At 42.9% G+C, this 15169-nt stretch carries 13 protein-coding genes; 9 read left to right on the top strand and 4 right to left on the bottom strand.

Translation table 11 applies throughout. From position 1 onward, the window contains the following. The first annotated feature begins 365 nt into the window (after window positions 1-365). Together DFR62_RS04340 and DFR62_RS04335 are read left to right on the top strand one after the other, a co-directional pair. Entirely contained in the window at window positions 366-809 is a 444-nt protein-coding gene (locus DFR62_RS04340) for a hypothetical protein (RefSeq protein ID WP_121298230.1), read from the top strand. 90 nt (window positions 810-899) lie between these two features. Next, window positions 900-1823: an alpha/beta hydrolase fold domain-containing protein gene (locus tag DFR62_RS04335; RefSeq protein WP_121298229.1), complete on the top strand. Its 924-nt coding sequence runs from the start codon at window positions 900-902 to the stop codon at window positions 1821-1823. A 796-nt stretch (window positions 1824-2619) separates the two neighbouring features. Here the strand turns inward: DFR62_RS04335 and DFR62_RS04325 are convergent. Continuing rightward, window positions 2620-2820, bottom strand: a complete 201-nt coding sequence (locus tag DFR62_RS04325) for a cold-shock protein (protein ID WP_058383049.1) — start codon at window positions 2818-2820, stop codon at window positions 2620-2622. A gap of 283 nt (window positions 2821-3103) precedes the next feature. Between DFR62_RS04325 and DFR62_RS04320 the strand changes: the two genes are divergently transcribed. From DFR62_RS04320 to asnB, 5 genes are all read left to right on the top strand, one after another. After that, the gene (locus DFR62_RS04320) at window positions 3104-3556 is read left to right on the top strand and encodes a hypothetical protein (RefSeq protein ID WP_121298227.1); all 453 of its coding nucleotides are present in this window, start codon (window positions 3104-3106) and stop codon (window positions 3554-3556) included. A 283-nt stretch (window positions 3557-3839) separates the two neighbouring features. Next, complete coding sequence (locus tag DFR62_RS04315) at window positions 3840-4094, top strand: SHOCT domain-containing protein (protein ID WP_121298226.1); 255 nt, start codon at window positions 3840-3842, stop codon at window positions 4092-4094. A 428-nt stretch (window positions 4095-4522) separates the two neighbouring features. Continuing rightward, complete coding sequence (locus tag DFR62_RS04310; RefSeq protein ID WP_121298225.1) at window positions 4523-5233, top strand: response regulator transcription factor; 711 nt, start codon at window positions 4523-4525, stop codon at window positions 5231-5233. Between the two features lie 16 nt (window positions 5234-5249). Further along, complete coding sequence (locus DFR62_RS04305) at window positions 5250-6632, top strand: HAMP domain-containing sensor histidine kinase (protein WP_167456516.1); 1383 nt, start codon at window positions 5250-5252, stop codon at window positions 6630-6632. Window positions 6633-6727: 95 nt separating this feature from the next. After that, window positions 6728-8626, top strand: coding sequence for an asparagine synthase (glutamine-hydrolyzing) (asnB, locus tag DFR62_RS04300; protein WP_121298223.1), 1899 nt, complete (start codon window positions 6728-6730; stop codon window positions 8624-8626). A gap of 98 nt (window positions 8627-8724) precedes the next feature. Here asnB and DFR62_RS04295 read toward each other — a convergent pair whose 3' ends face one another. Beyond that, entirely contained in the window at window positions 8725-9789 is a 1065-nt protein-coding gene (locus DFR62_RS04295; RefSeq protein WP_121298222.1) for a metal ABC transporter solute-binding protein, Zn/Mn family, read from the bottom strand. Between the two features lie 192 nt (window positions 9790-9981). Then, window positions 9982-10509 (bottom strand): GNAT family N-acetyltransferase, encoded by a 528-nt coding sequence (locus DFR62_RS04290; RefSeq protein ID WP_121298221.1) that lies wholly within the window; start codon window positions 10507-10509, stop codon window positions 9982-9984. A gap of 822 nt (window positions 10510-11331) precedes the next feature. Here DFR62_RS04290 and DFR62_RS04285 point away from each other — a divergent pair. Together DFR62_RS04285 and DFR62_RS04280 are read left to right on the top strand one after the other, a co-directional pair. Continuing rightward, window positions 11332-12801: a glycoside hydrolase family 32 protein gene (locus DFR62_RS04285; protein WP_121299492.1), complete on the top strand. Its 1470-nt coding sequence runs from the start codon at window positions 11332-11334 to the stop codon at window positions 12799-12801. Window positions 12802-12833: 32 nt separating this feature from the next. Continuing rightward, entirely contained in the window at window positions 12834-13799 is a 966-nt protein-coding gene (locus DFR62_RS04280) for a carbohydrate kinase family protein (RefSeq protein WP_121298220.1), read from the top strand. 100 nt (window positions 13800-13899) lie between these two features. Here the strand turns inward: DFR62_RS04280 and DFR62_RS04275 are convergent, their stop codons facing one another. Next, on the bottom strand, window positions 13900-15168 hold the full coding sequence (locus DFR62_RS04275; protein ID WP_121298219.1) for a PTS ascorbate transporter subunit IIC: 1269 nt from the start codon (window positions 15166-15168) through the stop codon (window positions 13900-13902). Window position 15169 lies beyond the last annotated feature (1 nt).

The following is a 15169-nucleotide window of genomic DNA, read 5'->3' as shown; positions in this document are numbered from 1 at the left end:
TTCACGAATGTTTGAACGTATCCATGAAACAACATGAAAGTATTAAAAAGAGCACAAAGGACTTCCAAATGATTGGAAGTCCTTTTGTCACTGTGAATAACTATGTTCAACTTTTTTAAATAGCTTGTTAGGCTTGAAATCAAGGGAATAGTACGAACAGAGTTTACATTTGAGGAATCATCAGAAGTATTTAAATAAAAATGGATAGAAAATAAGATTGATTTAATAACTTTCATCCCTTATCAACGAGGATTGTGTAGTTATAAGCACTGTTTTGTCGATGGTGAAATTTTCAAAATAAAGTGAATGCTGCTACTTTGTAAAAATATAAACGTCTATTATTGTACAAAAGGGGGAAGAGAAATATGAAAAAAAGGACGGTGTTTATGGTTGTTGGAATTCTATTCATAGCAATAGTTATATTTAAACCATTTCGTTTAGAACCGCCGACTCCAAAAATTTCAGTAGGGGAGAGGGAAATTCCTACAACACAAGGCTCATATTGCTGGGATGCCATTTTACTTGCGCAGTGTGTAGATACCATTTATACTTCTGCAATCGATATGACAGAATCACATACCCCATCTTTAGTGTCCGAAAATGACGAAATTGAAATTGAATTTCCGATAGGGTATCAACCCGAAAATCTGAGATTAGAGCAATGGCTTGATGAAAACAATTCAAAAATTATTGAAATAAATAATGAAAGAATTAAAGCGCCTAATGAAAGTGGCGTATATGTATATCATGTAATAGCTGACTGGAATCAGGGGGATGGAAATTATGCTTTCTTGATAGAGGTAGAATAACATATCCAGATTGAATATATTTTTGATTCGGAAACAGAAAGTGAAGTGAATACTAGTGAGTCGGTAAGTCATTTAGAGAGGGGCTAGTAAATGGTTATCCAAACTTATGGGGGAAAACGGTCCGTAAAGAGTCGGATCCTAGAGAAATACTTAGTTTTACGAGGAACAAAGAAGGGCTTTTCCAGTATAGAAAACACGACAAAGTTCGTGCAGCAAAGAGGAACTGAAAATATCAAACCGTATGTGATTGAAAATATGAGTTTTTCCAACTCGTTGAAAGAAGAGATGTATGAAGACATACAGGTGTTCACCTTAAACAATCAGAATTCCCGGGAACAGAAAGTGGTGCTGTATTTGCACGGCGGAGCGTGGACGAATCAGCCTTTATCTTTCCATTGGAAGCTGATGGATAAGATTGCACAGTCAGTGAATGCAAAGATCATCGCGCCTATTTATCCAAAAGTGCCTCATTTTAATTACAAGCATACATATCCGAAACTGTTAAGCCTGTACAAAGAAATGCTTCGGACGGTTGAGAGTGCTAAGCAATTAACCATGATGGGGGATTCAGCCGGAGGAAATATCGCGCTTGGGCTGGCCCAACTGTTAAAGGTAGATGATTTGCCTCAACCGAAGGATATCATTTTGTTATCCCCAGCCGTAGATCTAACCCTTGATAATCCCCTTATCCCCAAATACGAAAAAGTGGACCCGATGTTATCGGCCGGGGGAATGGACGTGATCACTAATATTTGGTCCGATGATAAAAGCTTAGAGGATCCCTTGATTAGCCCGATTTTTGGAGATTTAACTGGACTCGGCAAGATTACTCAATTTGTCGGAACACATGAACTCATATATCCAGACGCAGTTAAATTGGACGAAAAATTAACGGAGCAAGGAATTGAAATCCAAACCTTTGTATATCCTAAGATGAATCATGTGTTTGTGGTTATGCCGGTTCCTGAAGCTGAAAATGCTCAACAGAAAATAATCAGTATAATTCGCAATTAGGAACACTTATTGCCGCTTCAAGGATCACTCATATTTCGTCTCACTTGAAAAATGAAAAAATCACATGTTTTTAATTGGAAAAAATGTATAATAAAGATAATATAAAATCGCTAAATTCAAGGAGGTCTCGAGATTAAAAACTCTATAAATACTATCTACCTTATGTTAAGCATACTTGTTTCTTTGCTAATGATTTTCCTAGACCCAATTGCCAACGCATCGTCAGAAGTTGTAGCCGGTTTGCTGATCTATCTCATTTTATTTGGAGCAGCCATCACGTTGATTTTTTCAATCCTGTTTCTTGCAAACAAAATTAAGCGCAATCTTGTTTCTATATGTGCTTTTGTTATTACTTTAATTAACACAGTAGTTATTGCCTTAGTATTAATTTTTGGTTCTCTCTTAACTTAAATATTTGGAGTGATTGCTAAAGAAAAGAGTGTTAAGCCATTCTGCGTACACTAATAAGAAGTGGGGGATTTATATCTGGCATCCAATTATATGGGGGATTCTCGCGCTGTCTATGGCGAGTGGAGCTATAACGTTTTATACGAAAAGAAATGAGCAATTATTTTGGTCGCTATTTGTTATAATGCTGACCAACCTTGTCTTGGGATTGTTTTTTCAAATCTATGTTAATACCTTTTTCGGCCTATTACTTTCCGTTGTGGTGATAGCTATGGTAGGACTCAATATTTTACGCTCTCAGCGAAGCAGCATTTGAATTGATTCCCTCTGATAGTTTTTAAGCACAAAAAAAGACCCTATATAATATAGGGTCTCTCTAAAGCTATTATTAAGCTTTTGTGACGTTAGTAGCTTGTAGGCCACGTTGTCCTTCTTCGATATCAAATGTTACGGTTTGACCTTCGTCTAAAGATTTGAAACCGTCGCTTTGGATAGCTGAGAAATGTACGAATACGTCATCTCCTGCTTCACGCTCGATAAAACCAAAACCTTTTTCTGCATTAAACCATTTCACTGTACCTTGTTCCATAATTGTTGCCTCCTAGTGTGGATCTCCACACAATGTGTTACTATCCTTGCTCAAATACCTTAGACGAAAAACAAAATGTATTCTCAATCTGAAACCGAACAAAAATAACTCTTCCTAAAGGTAACATGGATGTGTTGAAAAAGATAGCAAAAGGATTCGATCTTATTTTTTAGAGGTGACAATGATGCCTATCTTGTCAGCAAAATCGACTTGTATCCGTAGTTCAAGTGAAAGCTTCTGTGCGGAATAGGTGCCAGAGATAGAGGAAACGGAGAGAAAATGGATGTTCATTCAAAAGACCAGTTTAACTGCTGTTTCAATTATAGCTGTGTTGCTTCTATCTGCTTGTAGTGATTCAGTCTATGACGAAATGGGAGTAGACGAAAACAACATCCCTGCCTTTACTGAAACGGAAAGACAGGAAGGAGCTAATAAGAGCCTAATTACGGTCAACTTGGTAACAGAAGGCTCTGGGGAAGAAGCGGCGAAGAAATCGATCGCAGACTCTTTTGCCAAGCTGAAAGAAGAATACAGGGCAGTGTCCATTGAATTGGAAGATGCAGATCAGGAAGACTGGTATGGAGTTTATATGCAAGACGATACAGTTATTCAAAACTTGAAAAATTCAACGACCAAGCTAACGGCAGAAGAAAAAGCTGTTGTAAAACATTATGATGGGTTGGAAAATCCGGAATTTCCAATCGTTGAGTTTTCTCGAAATCCAATTTCACAATAACAGCGATGCTGGTTTTAGACAGAATAAAGGTTCACATATCATGTTGCTATTGAGTTGAAGTTTGTGTTAAAAAATCTAGAGGTTTTTAGTGAAGAAACACTTCTTCAATTATCAGAATATTGCTAAAAATGATATACTGAGAGATGGGAGGCTAGTAATAAGGGCGCGGATATCATGATTTCTTCTTCACTTTCCCTATAATTACAATCAATTATTTTAGTGAAAGATTTTTAAAGAAACAGAAGAGCATTGAAATACAAATCATGAAAGGAGCGAAACAATTATGTGGGGTTATGGAATGCACGATGGGGCCTGGGGCACTATGTTCTTTTGGATATTATTATTTCTGTTATTCATTTTCCTGTTTGTGGGATTGGTAATCTATTTTATAAGAAAAACCTCTTTTTCTGAAGGTGGAAATCCTTCTTCAACTGGTGCAACAGATTTGTTAAAAGAGCGTTACGCCCGGGGTGAAATCAATACCGAGGAATATAGAGAACGCTTAAGAGAATTAGAAGGGCATGAGACTGATAAATAAAGTGTTTATTGATTGGACAGTTGTCGCTTCTCGCCAACGAGTCAGTGTCAGTAATTAATCACCAGATTGATAATGTGCGAATGAACTCGAATAACAAACAAGGGAAAAGAAGCTGATCCAGTTATGGTGCAGCAATTTTCTCTTTTTTTGTGGAGACAATGTTTCTCACACAGTGTTACGAATTCAGTTCACGGATTTTCAGATTTAATCCATAACAAATCCCAAAGATAAGGCTGACTTGCGAAAGGCCGAGTATATAATGAACAGATAGGCCACAACCACCAAACTAAATAAATAGGATAGTACTCATACATATATGTTATTCTGGGTAAAATTGCGCACTCTGCTTAAAACAGGGTAATTATTATAGTTTGTGGTTCTCGTGCAAAAGATCAAGATCGCCGTGTTATTGGGAAAGGAAGAAGCAAATGAAGCGTATTCTTGTAGTAGAAGATGAGAAGTTGATGTGTGACCTTATCCGAATTCACCTTGAAAGCGAGTTCGATTTGGTATTTGCCTACGATGGCGCACAGACGCTGCAGATAACAAAAGAGCAATCTTTTGATCTATTGGTATTGGATATCATGATTCCTTTCACGAACGGGTTTGAAGTGTGTAAAGAAATCAGGCGCAACTCCAATACACCCATCCTTATGTTGACGGCCCGATCTGCGATTGAAGATCGTGTAAAAGGGCTTCAACTCGGGGCAGATGATTATTTAGTAAAGCCTTTCGATTTCGAGGAATTGAAAGCGCGCGTCTATGCCTTGTTGAGAAGGAGCGCTCAAGTTAAAGAGAACGTAGCCAATGATTCGATAATTGTTTTAAAAGGTAAAAAATTAATGGTCAATAAACAGGATAAACAAGTAGTTTTCTGTGGACGGAGTATGGAGCTTACAGCGAAAGAGCATGCCATCATTGAGTTGCTCGCAGGGTCACCGAACAAAATCTTTACACGCGAAGAAATACTCGATTTGGTATGGGACTACTCAGAAATCCGGGATGTGCGGGCTATCGATTCGCACATCAAGAATATCCGGCTGAAATTCAGGAAGCTACAGCCAAACGTGTCGGTTATTAAAACGGTGTGGGGTTTAGGTTATCAAGTGGATTTGAAGGAAACTGAAGATGAGGCGTAAAGGGATTGTATTAAAGTTGGGTTTGCTGATTATGGCCCTATTTTTGAGTATCCTGATTCCGTTTGCATTCTTGATCGACCGAATATTCTTGAATGTTTATTCCATTTATCTAAACGATAACGTCAAGTCTCTCGCCCAGAGTTTGGAAGTCGAATGGGTAGAAAAAAATCAATCCCCTGAAGAAATTTATCATCACTTGGATCTTTTCTTCGAACATGAAGTGATTTTTTTAAATCAGGGTGGTCATATAACGCATGGCAATATCATGGAGTTCAATGAAGGGAACCATATCCCGGATGAATGGATCGCCCGGATGCAAAAAGGGGAGACCTTAGAAGGCGAACGTTACAACTCAGACACTGAAGAAAATTTTTATTATTTCGTAGCGCCAGTTTTTGACGATGAATCCTTTCAGGGTGGAGTAATGATTTTCTCTTCTATTGATGAACTGCATAATAAGATGCACAACGTAAGAGACTGGATGTTTCGGGCAATCGCGGCGACAATCCTGATTGCAATAGGTTATACGTTTTTCATTGTTTGGTATCTATCCAGGCCACTGGTCAGTATGGAGAAAGCGACACGCGAAATCGCAAAAGGCAATTTAACTACACGGGTAGAAGTGAAGAGCCAAGATGAACTTGGCTCTTTAGGCAACGCTATCAATGATTTAAGTGTGGAGCTTAATAATTACCGGAAAACCCGAAGTGAATTTTTAGCGAATATTTCTCATGAATTGAGAACCCCGACTTCCTATCTGATTGGCTATGCAAACCTTATTAAACAAGGAAAGTACGAAACACCCGAAGAGTTGGGCCGTTATGCATCGGTCATTGAGGGGGAAGCATCAAGACTTGCGAAATTGATCCAGGAGTTATTCGCTTTATCAAAAATGGAAGAAGGGGAATACACGCTTCAGATCCAAGAAGTGGATATGGAAGACTTTGTCCAAACCTTGCATGCGAAAATGAAACTGAAAGCCGCAGAGAAAGGGCTGGCTGCAACTGTACAGTTGCATAGCAATGACCGCGCATTCTTTACGGATGGCATGAAGCTCGAACAGATTTTGTTGAACCTCCTGGAGAACGCAATCAATTATACAGAACAAGGATCGGTCAGCCTGCAAGTCGAGATGGGAGAGGAACATATTGAGTTCATTGTCGAAGATACAGGGGCAGGAATACCGGAAAGTGATCAGTCTCTAATATTCGACCGATTCTACCGAGTGGACAAATCTCGATCCCGTGCGACCGGTGGGACGGGGCTTGGCTTGGCCATAGCCTCTGAACTGGCCAAACAAATTTCAGGAACCATCCAAATGGAAAGTGAGGAAGACAAAGGGACCCGTTTTATTGTAAAGTTTCCATACAGTATCGATAATCAGGATACAATGAACTGAGGTTTTTGGCTGAAAAGACACATTTTCTCTCCATATTTTCTCCATAATTCATTTCTATACTCATGCATAACGAAATGGAAATGAGGAGATGTAGGATGTGTGGATTTATAGGGGTTATTCCCGGTTCTTCAGAAACCAATGACGAAATCGTGCTGAGTGCCATGTTGGACCCGATTGTCCATCGCGGGCCGGATAACCAATCAGTGTACAGCGATGGTCAAGTTGGGTTGGGATTCGCCAGATTGAGCATATTGGATTTACGAAGTGCTGCCAATCAGCCTTTGGAAGCTGAAGAGGTGGTCCTTGTCTTTAACGGGGAAATTTACAATTACCGTGAAATCCGAGCAGAATTGATGGAACTGGGGTTCGAGTTTTCAACGACTTCCGATACAGAAGTGCTGTTAAAGGGTTATGTGCATTTCGGGGAGAACATCATCGGGAAATTACGCGGCATGTTCGCGATCCTGATTTGGGATAAACCGAACGGAAAGTTCATTGCAGCAAGGGATCCGTTTGGCATTAAGCCTTTGTATTACACAAAAATCTCCGACGGCTCATTCTTGTTCGCTTCTGAGATCAAATCATTCATGGAGCACCCGGGGTTTGTGAAAAAGCTGAACAAACGGGCCTTGAAGCCCTATTTAACTTTCCAGTACTCCGTGCTGGAAGAGACATTTTTTGACGGCGTATACCGTGTGCAGCCAGGAACTTATCTCGTGATGGAAAAAGGTGAAGAGACCCGGACTGTCGCTTATTTCTCCCGTGAATTTAAGGAACAACGTAAAAGTTACGAGGAATACATCGAAGACATCCAGCAGGCTGTCGCCGAATCTGTCGATGCGCATAGGGTGAGCGATGTTCCGGTGGGGTCCTTTTTATCAGGTGGAATCGACTCGAGCTACATCACCTCTTTGCTGAAGCCGCAAAAATCCTTTACCGTGGGATTTGAAGATTATGAGGACATGTTTGATGAGACCCAACTAGCGGTAGAGTTAGCGGGACAGTTGGGAGTCGAGATTGAGCAGCGGTATGTAAGTGCGCAGGAAAGTTTTGACGTCTTTCCCAAAATTCAATGGCATATGGACGAGCCGCATTCCGATCCGTCGATTATTCCATTGTACTTTTTGAATGAAATGGCCAGCAAAGACGTGACCGTTATTTTATCCGGTGAAGGGGCGGATGAATTATTTGGGGGATACGAATGGTATCAGCCTTCTAAAAAGCTGAATTCGTACCGGCGATTGCCGAAAGCTATCCAATATACGCTTGCACAAGCATCGAATGCCTTGCCGCAATCGAACCCGTATCGGAAGTTTTTCCAAAAAGCCATCCAGCCGATTGAAGAGCGCTTTATTGGCCATGCGCTTGTGTGGAGTGAAAAAGATGCGCTTGGAATTTTGAAGGACGACTATCAGGCTGGCCCTTCCGTCCAGGAAGTGGTGGACCCGCAGTATTCGAAAATGAACTACCGGAATGAAACGGATAAAATGCAGGCGCTGGATTTGGAGTTGTGGCTGCCTCGGGCCATCCTACTGAAAGCAGATAAGATGAGCATGGCTCATTCGATTGAGTTGCGTGTGCCTTTCTTGGACAAGAAAGTATTCGAAACGGCAAGGCAATTGCCGGAAAGCATGCGGGTTGATTATGGCAAGTCGAAAGTCGCTTTACGGGAAGCAGCGCTTAAGAATCTTCCGGAAGACTGGGCAAAGCGGAAAAAGTTAGGTTTTCCCGTGCCGATCCGCCACTGGATGAGAGAAGAAAAGTTTTATCAAATGATTTATTCGACCTTCCAACGAGAGTATGTCCAAGAGTTTTTCAATCAAGAGAAACTGTTGGAGTACCTCGAACGGCATTATAAAAATGAGGAAAATCATGCGCGGTATATTTGGACAATCTATAGCTTCTGCATTTGGTACGAGCAGTATTTTCTGGACGAATCAAAGGGACAGGCAGCCAAGAACCGAGATAAGCATCCCGTCTTGCAAGGGCAATGAATATAATTTCAAATTCGATAAACATTTTTCATTAAGCTCTCAATTGAAAATAAGTCAGACATCAAAAAACACCGCGATTCATTATCGCGGTGTTTTTGTTATTTTAGCATTGTTTCCAAGGTTTTCAGGTTCTTTTCCATCAACGTGAAGTAAGTTTCGTCATTGTCTTCATTTTCCGGAGTGAGAACGCTTAGGTTGTGAAGCTCGACAGCTTCAGCCCCGACTTCATTCTGAATCACTTCAGCCAGTTTGGAAGATACGTTTTGCTCAAACGCAATGTGTTCGATGTTCTTCTCTTTTGCCAAGTCCACGATGGCCGTCAATTCTTTCTGTGAAGGCTCATCTTGGCTATTCAATCCGGCAACTGGGACCTGTTCAAAGCCGTATGTGTCTGCAATATAACCAAAAGCATCATGGGAGACGAAGAAAGTCTTGTTTTCCGTGCTGCTGGCTAATGCTTGATAGGATTCATCCAATTGCTGTAGTTCGCTAACCAGTTCCTCATAATTTTCCTCGTACATTTCAGCACCCTCAGTATCAGCTTCTACAAGCGAATCTTTGATGGATTCAGCTAGCTTCTGGCTCAAGACCGGTGAAATCCATACGTGGGGATCGATTGAACCGTGGCCATGTTCGTCATGGCTGTCTTCTGCGCCACTTTCTTCCTCGTGACCTTCTTCGTCAGCATGTTCATCTTGTGTTTCTTCTTCTGAATGAGCGTCCTCAGCTTCTTCTTCGTGCAGTTGTCCGGATTCCAATTCTTCATCAGAAATGGCGTTTGACGTAGCGATTAATTTTACATCTTCACCGCTCAATGTATTTTCTGCACTGTCGATAAATCCTTCAAGGCCAAGACCGATATAGAAAAGAAGGTCAGCTTCTGCTAATTTCACCATATCCTGCTGTGTCGGTTCAAACGTGTGTTCATTGGAACCGGGCGGGTAAATCGACTGGACATTGACACGTTCTCCGCCGATTCTTTCAGTGAAGTAAGCAAGCGGATAAGCTGTCGTGAACACATCGAGCTCCGCTGAGGCGGACGCATCAGTTGTGTCGGCCGTTTCTTCCGACGAAGCATCCGTCGGTTCTTCTGAAGCGTTTTCGGGTTGGCTGCAGGCAGCCAATAGCAGGACGACCAGTAAAAGAAAAGCAATTTTTTTCATCTATATTCCTCCAAAGTGTAATAATTACGCTTTAATAGCAAGTGTAATACTACACGCTCTTCGGGAGAAAAACAAGCAGTTCCTAAAAATGTGCCATAAATTTTTGCAACGCGGTATAGCGGCAGCTGGCAGTCATTCAGGTTAAGGCTGATTATATACTGAGAGGAGGAAGGCGATATGGCCTACTCCTCTTTATGGTAAGAGAGCCAGTGATTGAATAGGCAAAGACTCCGTGGTAACAAATCGTTGAATTGGCCCAGGCCAATGATCGCGTTGGATTTCCACGAACTCATTGTTGGTATATTCGGATATGGTTTTTCGCCAAAACTTCTGTGCGGGAAGATTAGTTTCGAGCTCAGCCACTTCCCAGACGCCTTGAAACAAGTCGAATATATGGAATGCGGCTTGCTTGCCGATCCCTTCTTTCCGATATTTCTTCATGATGAAAAACTCGCATATCTTTAAATAGGAAGAACAACTTGAATCCTCAGATGCTATCTCGCGCACCAATGCAAATCCGGCAAGGTTTCCATCTACTTTGATAAGGAACGGGAAATGCGTAGGGATTGTCCAATAGTAATCGAGGTACTTGTAGCCAAACAAACCGTTTTCATCAACATCTTCGGATTCGAACTCGGAGAAGTCGTATTGATACAGTTCCATCAAGTTTTGAAATACATGCTTTTGTTCGATAGTCGGCTGAAAGATTTCAAGTTTCATAGTCCTTCCTCCATTCTGTCGATTTATTTATCTACTATAAATGTGAAATGTGTAAAAAGAATGGAGAAATGATTTGAATGAAAAAATTGTGAATGAACTAGACGGAGTTCGAAGCAAAATAATATTTCGGGAATAGATCACGAAGCGGAATTCAGTTTACACGCCATCACTTAAAGGAAAGTGAAGGTGCTCAAACAGAGACCACTTCATACCATTTCAGTTGTAGGAGATTTTTGAAAACTGAGTTGAGGGGGATAGGGGCGTCGATGGAAGCTAATGAAGAAATAGATTTTGATAGAACTGAACCCCAAGTCAGGGCACTTATACAAGTGTCCCGACTTGGGGTTCAGCTCATCTTTTCTTATGAAACTTCGACTATAAATGGAAAGGCCGGTACTCCTGAATCAGCGAATTTGAATTCTACCCATAGTTTATAAAATCCAGGGAAAGGGAACTGCGCTTCGAATTCAGGAACATCTTCTGAAGCTGGATGAACATGGATGAATTGTGTTGCATCTCCATTTAAAAGCCAGTAAACCCAAGGAGATGTGAGTTTACTGGCGTACCTTATCTTGTAGAGTGCAAGACACACTCCTATCACAAATTTACAGAAATATCTGACTTTTTAAGTGCGTCTCATTGATAAAATACCCTAAAAATAATATAATTCCTTTAAATAATCGCTATCATTTTTGGTGAAGTATAGCAGATGCCATCCAGGGATTCTGATTACAAGGAGGGGATGTCACAAGGGAGTTTTTAAGTCATGCGGCATGACAAAATTCTGCTTTTACCAAAAGGAGAATGAGAGAAATGACAAAGATGGAATTACCGCGGGGGAAGAGTTACATCCGTCTGGACCAGATCAGCCAAGAGGATATCGACAATTTGATTTTGAGGGTCAATAGCTGTACGTGGCGGCAAACCTTTCATATCCAACCGGTGTCCGGGCTGCTCAACGATCCGAACGGCTTCTGTTTTTACAACGGGGAATTTCATTTGTATTATCAGTGGCATCCGCTCGGGCCGTTTCATGGCTTGAAGTATTGGTACCACACCAAATCGACAGACCTGGTCAACTGGGAGAATGTCGGGATCGCCATCAAGCCGGACGAGTATTTTGACAGCCATGGCGCATATTCGGGAAGTGCTGTGGAACATGACGGAAAACTATACTTGTTATATACCGGCAATACACGGGATGAGAATCTCGTAAGACATCCTTACCTGTGCATCGCGCAGATGGACGATGAGGGAAATATCATCAAATCGAAAAAATCTGTGCTCGATAAAGTGCCAGAGGGATACACCGAGCATTTCCGCGATCCGAAATTGTGGAAAGTGGAAGACCGGTATTACGCGGTCATCGGCGCGCAGCGAACCGATGAAACAGGGGCTGTTTGTTTATTGAGTTCATCCGACTTATTGGAATGGAAGTTCGAAGGGGAACTGGCTACCAATCTGGATAATTTCGGTTTTATGTGGGAATGCCCGGATTATTTTGAAATGGATGACCGGGGCATCTTGATCTTCTCTCCGCAAGGGCTGGAACCAGAGGGGGATCTTTACCAGAATCTTTACCAGGCCGGTTATGTGCTGGGCGAGAAAATTGATTTAGAGCGGCGGCAATTGATTCACGGGGATTTTGTCGAACTCGACCGGGGATTCGATTTTTACGCCCCGCATACGATGAAGGATCCGAGTGGCAGACGGCTTATGGTCGCTTGGATGGGCTTGCCGGAAATCGAGTATCCGACCGATATCAATGGATGGGCCAACTGCTTGACCATCCTCCGGGAATTAACGCTTCGGGACGGGAAAATCATCCAGACACCGATTCCGGAACTTCAATCACTCCGCAAGGCTAAAACGGAAGCGCAAGGGGAACTGTCGGATGAAAAGAAAGTCGTTGAAGGATTCTCAGGGGTCACGTATGAACTGATCTGTGAATTTGAACGCGGGGACGCCTTGGAATATGGCATCGAATTCCGCGCGAGCGATACTGAAAAAACGGTGATTAAATTCGATGCCGCCCAAGGGAAAGTCATCATGGATCGTGCCTCATCGGGCAAAGTGATCGGCAGCAAGCATGGCACCGAACGCAAATGCCGGATCGATGGGGATGTGTACAAATTTCACCTATTCGTCGATTCATCGTCCGTGGAGATTTTCGTGAACGACGGCGAAGAAGTGTTTACCGCACGGATCTTCCCGGATATTAGAAGCCAGGAAATCCGGTTTTTTGCGACAGGCGGCCGAGCTAAGTTTAAAGCAGTGAAATGGGATTACTGATGAATGAAAGCAAGAAAAGGGAGAGGTGCCGAATGGGAAACTTGTTCTCGATTGGCGAAATACTGATCGATTTTATTCCCCATCAAAAAGGCATCGCCTTAAAAGATGTGGATTCGTTTACACGAGTGCCTGGCGGTGCGCCGGCCAACGTGGCAGCGGCGGTTGCGAAGTTTGGCGGCACAGCTTCATTGATCACCAAAGTCGGACAAGATGCCTTTGGTGATTTTCTGTTGGAACGGCTTGCCGAGGTGGGCGTGAAAATCGATAAAATTCCACGGACTAAAGAAGCGAATACGGGGCTTGCTTTCGTCTCTTTGCGTGAAGACGGGGAGCGGGACTTTTCATTTTACCGGAACCCTTCTGCGGATTTGCTTCTTAAAGCTTCAGAAGTGAATGCCGACTGGTTCGGGCAAGGCGATGTGTTGCATTTCGGTTCGGTCGATTTAGTCGACAGCCCGATGAAAAAAGCTCACGTGAAAGCGATCGGGGCCGCCAAGAGGCATGGCGCGATCATCAGTTTTGATCCCAATGTACGTTTGCCACTTTGGGACAATCCGAAGCAATGCCGGGAGACCATCCAGGAATTTATTCCAACGGCACATATCGTCAAAGTTTCCGATGACGAACTGGAGTTCATCACTGGCATTGCGGACGAGTCCATAGCCATCAACTCTTTGTTTACAGGGGATGTATTGGGAGTGGTGTTAACGAAAGGCGCTAAGGGTGCAGATTTGTACGTGCAAAATGAAAAATACTCATCACCGGGATATTCGGTAAAAGTCGAAGACACGACGGGAGCGGGAGATGCGTTCACTGGCGCATTCTTGTACCAATTATTGAATTTGGGTGCGGGACAAGACAATTTGGAAGCCATGCTAAAAGAACATCACGTGCAACTACTGGCTTTCGCAAATGCCAGCGGAGCGCTGGTCACTACTGGAAAAGGCGCCATTTCTTCACTTCCGACAAAAGATGAGGTCTTGGAGTTAATGAACTAAACCCGCGAAATGTCCAGACGCTTTGGCAAACAACTCTATAATTGCTGCACGCAAAAACCATTCCAAAATCAGTCGATTTTGGAATGGTTTTTTTAAATGATTATGCGAATCCTAACAACTTCATGATGCTCAAAATCAAGATGCCGACAACGCCAAAGTCCGAGTCTCCAAAGGTCGTTCCGGTGAATCCGATATCGCCCAGCAACACCAATAGGATGGCAGGGATAAAGCTGATGATCAGTCCATTGGCAAATGCGCCCGCCATGGCACCGCGTCTTCCGCCTGTGATGTTGCCAAAGACGCCAGCCGCAGCTCCCGTGAAGAAATGCGGGACCAAACCAGGAACAATAACACTTAACCCAAGAACAGGAAGGACGAACATCGCCAACAAGCCAGCAAAGAAGCTGAATAAGAAACCGATGATGACGGCATTTGGAGCAAACGGGAAGACCGTTGGAACATCCAATGCGGGCTTCGTATTAGGCACCAATTTATCGGCAATCCCCTGGAAAGCAGGGACGATTTCAGCAATCAGCATTCGAACACCCGCGAGGATGATAAAGACGCCTGCTGCAAACGTGATCGCTTGGATGAAGGAGAAGACTAAGAAATTCGAACCGCCTGATAGCGTCGTTTCAATATAGTCCTGCCCGGCAAACAACGCGACAACGAGGAAGAACAACACCATCGTCAACGAAACGGCTACAGAAGTGTCTCTCAAAAAGCCCAGCGACTTCGGAACCTTGATCTCTTCAGTGGATTTTTCTTTATTGCCGACCCATTTGCCGACATTAGCAGAAACAAAATAGCCAATCGAGCCGAAATGCCCGACAGCAAAATCGTCACTGCCTGTAATTTGGCGCACATACGGCTGCAATAGCGCTGGAAACAGCACCATGCACAAGCCTAAAATAATCGATCCTGTAATGATCAATGGAGCACCTTCGAGTCCGCCGACTGACAAAGTAACGGCCAGTAAACATGCCATAAACAAAGTATGGTGACCTGTAAGGAAGATGAATTTAAACGGGGTGATGCGTGCCAAAACAATATTGGTGATCATCCCGAATACCATGATCAATGCAGTAGACGTTCCGAATTCGCTTTGTGCAGCGGCAACAATCGCTTCGTTGTTCGGAATGACGCCCTGCACGTTGAATGCATAATCGAACATCTTCCCAAAGATGTCCAGTGAGCCGATCAATACGGTTGCGCCGGCTCCGATTATCAAGAAGCCCATTACGGTCTTTAAGGTGCCGGATACGACGTCAGCGCTGCTTTTGCGCTGCAATAATAATCCCGCGAGCGCAAACAAACCGATGAGAATGGCTGGTTCGCCCAATATATCGTTCATGATTACCTGTAACATA

This window comes from Planococcus citreus (assembly GCF_003664125.1).
Taxonomy (GTDB): domain Bacteria; phylum Bacillota; class Bacilli; order Bacillales_A; family Planococcaceae; genus Planococcus; species Planococcus citreus.
The sequence above is the reverse complement of the archived record's forward strand: the minus strand, read 5'-3'. Positions and strand labels throughout refer to the sequence as shown.

Excerpts from the sequence above, each read along its gene's own strand:
- DFR62_RS04280 (WP_121298220.1), top strand. The coding sequence starts at position 12,834 with ATGGGAAACTTGTTCTCGATTGGCGAAATACTGATCGATTTTATTCCC.
- DFR62_RS04295 (WP_121298222.1), bottom strand. The coding sequence starts at position 9,789 with ATGAAAAAAATTGCTTTTCTTTTACTGGTCGTCCTGCTATTGGCTGCC.
- DFR62_RS04340 (WP_121298230.1), top strand. The coding sequence starts at position 366 with ATGAAAAAAAGGACGGTGTTTATGGTTGTTGGAATTCTATTCATAGCA.
- DFR62_RS04275 (WP_121298219.1), bottom strand. The coding sequence starts at position 15,168 with ATGTTACAGGTAATCATGAACGATATATTGGGCGAACCAGCCATTCTC.
- DFR62_RS04320 (WP_121298227.1), top strand. The coding sequence starts at position 3,104 with ATGTTCATTCAAAAGACCAGTTTAACTGCTGTTTCAATTATAGCTGTG.
- DFR62_RS04325 (WP_058383049.1), bottom strand. The coding sequence starts at position 2,820 with ATGGAACAAGGTACAGTGAAATGGTTTAATGCAGAAAAAGGTTTTGGT.
- DFR62_RS04310 (WP_121298225.1), top strand. The coding sequence starts at position 4,523 with ATGAAGCGTATTCTTGTAGTAGAAGATGAGAAGTTGATGTGTGACCTT.
- asnB (WP_121298223.1), top strand. The coding sequence starts at position 6,728 with ATGTGTGGATTTATAGGGGTTATTCCCGGTTCTTCAGAAACCAATGAC.
- DFR62_RS04290 (WP_121298221.1), bottom strand. The coding sequence starts at position 10,509 with ATGAAACTTGAAATCTTTCAGCCGACTATCGAACAAAAGCATGTATTT.
- DFR62_RS04335 (WP_121298229.1), top strand. The coding sequence starts at position 900 with ATGGTTATCCAAACTTATGGGGGAAAACGGTCCGTAAAGAGTCGGATC.
- DFR62_RS04285 (WP_121299492.1), top strand. The coding sequence starts at position 11,332 with ATGGAATTACCGCGGGGGAAGAGTTACATCCGTCTGGACCAGATCAGC.
- DFR62_RS04315 (WP_121298226.1), top strand. The coding sequence starts at position 3,840 with ATGTGGGGTTATGGAATGCACGATGGGGCCTGGGGCACTATGTTCTTT.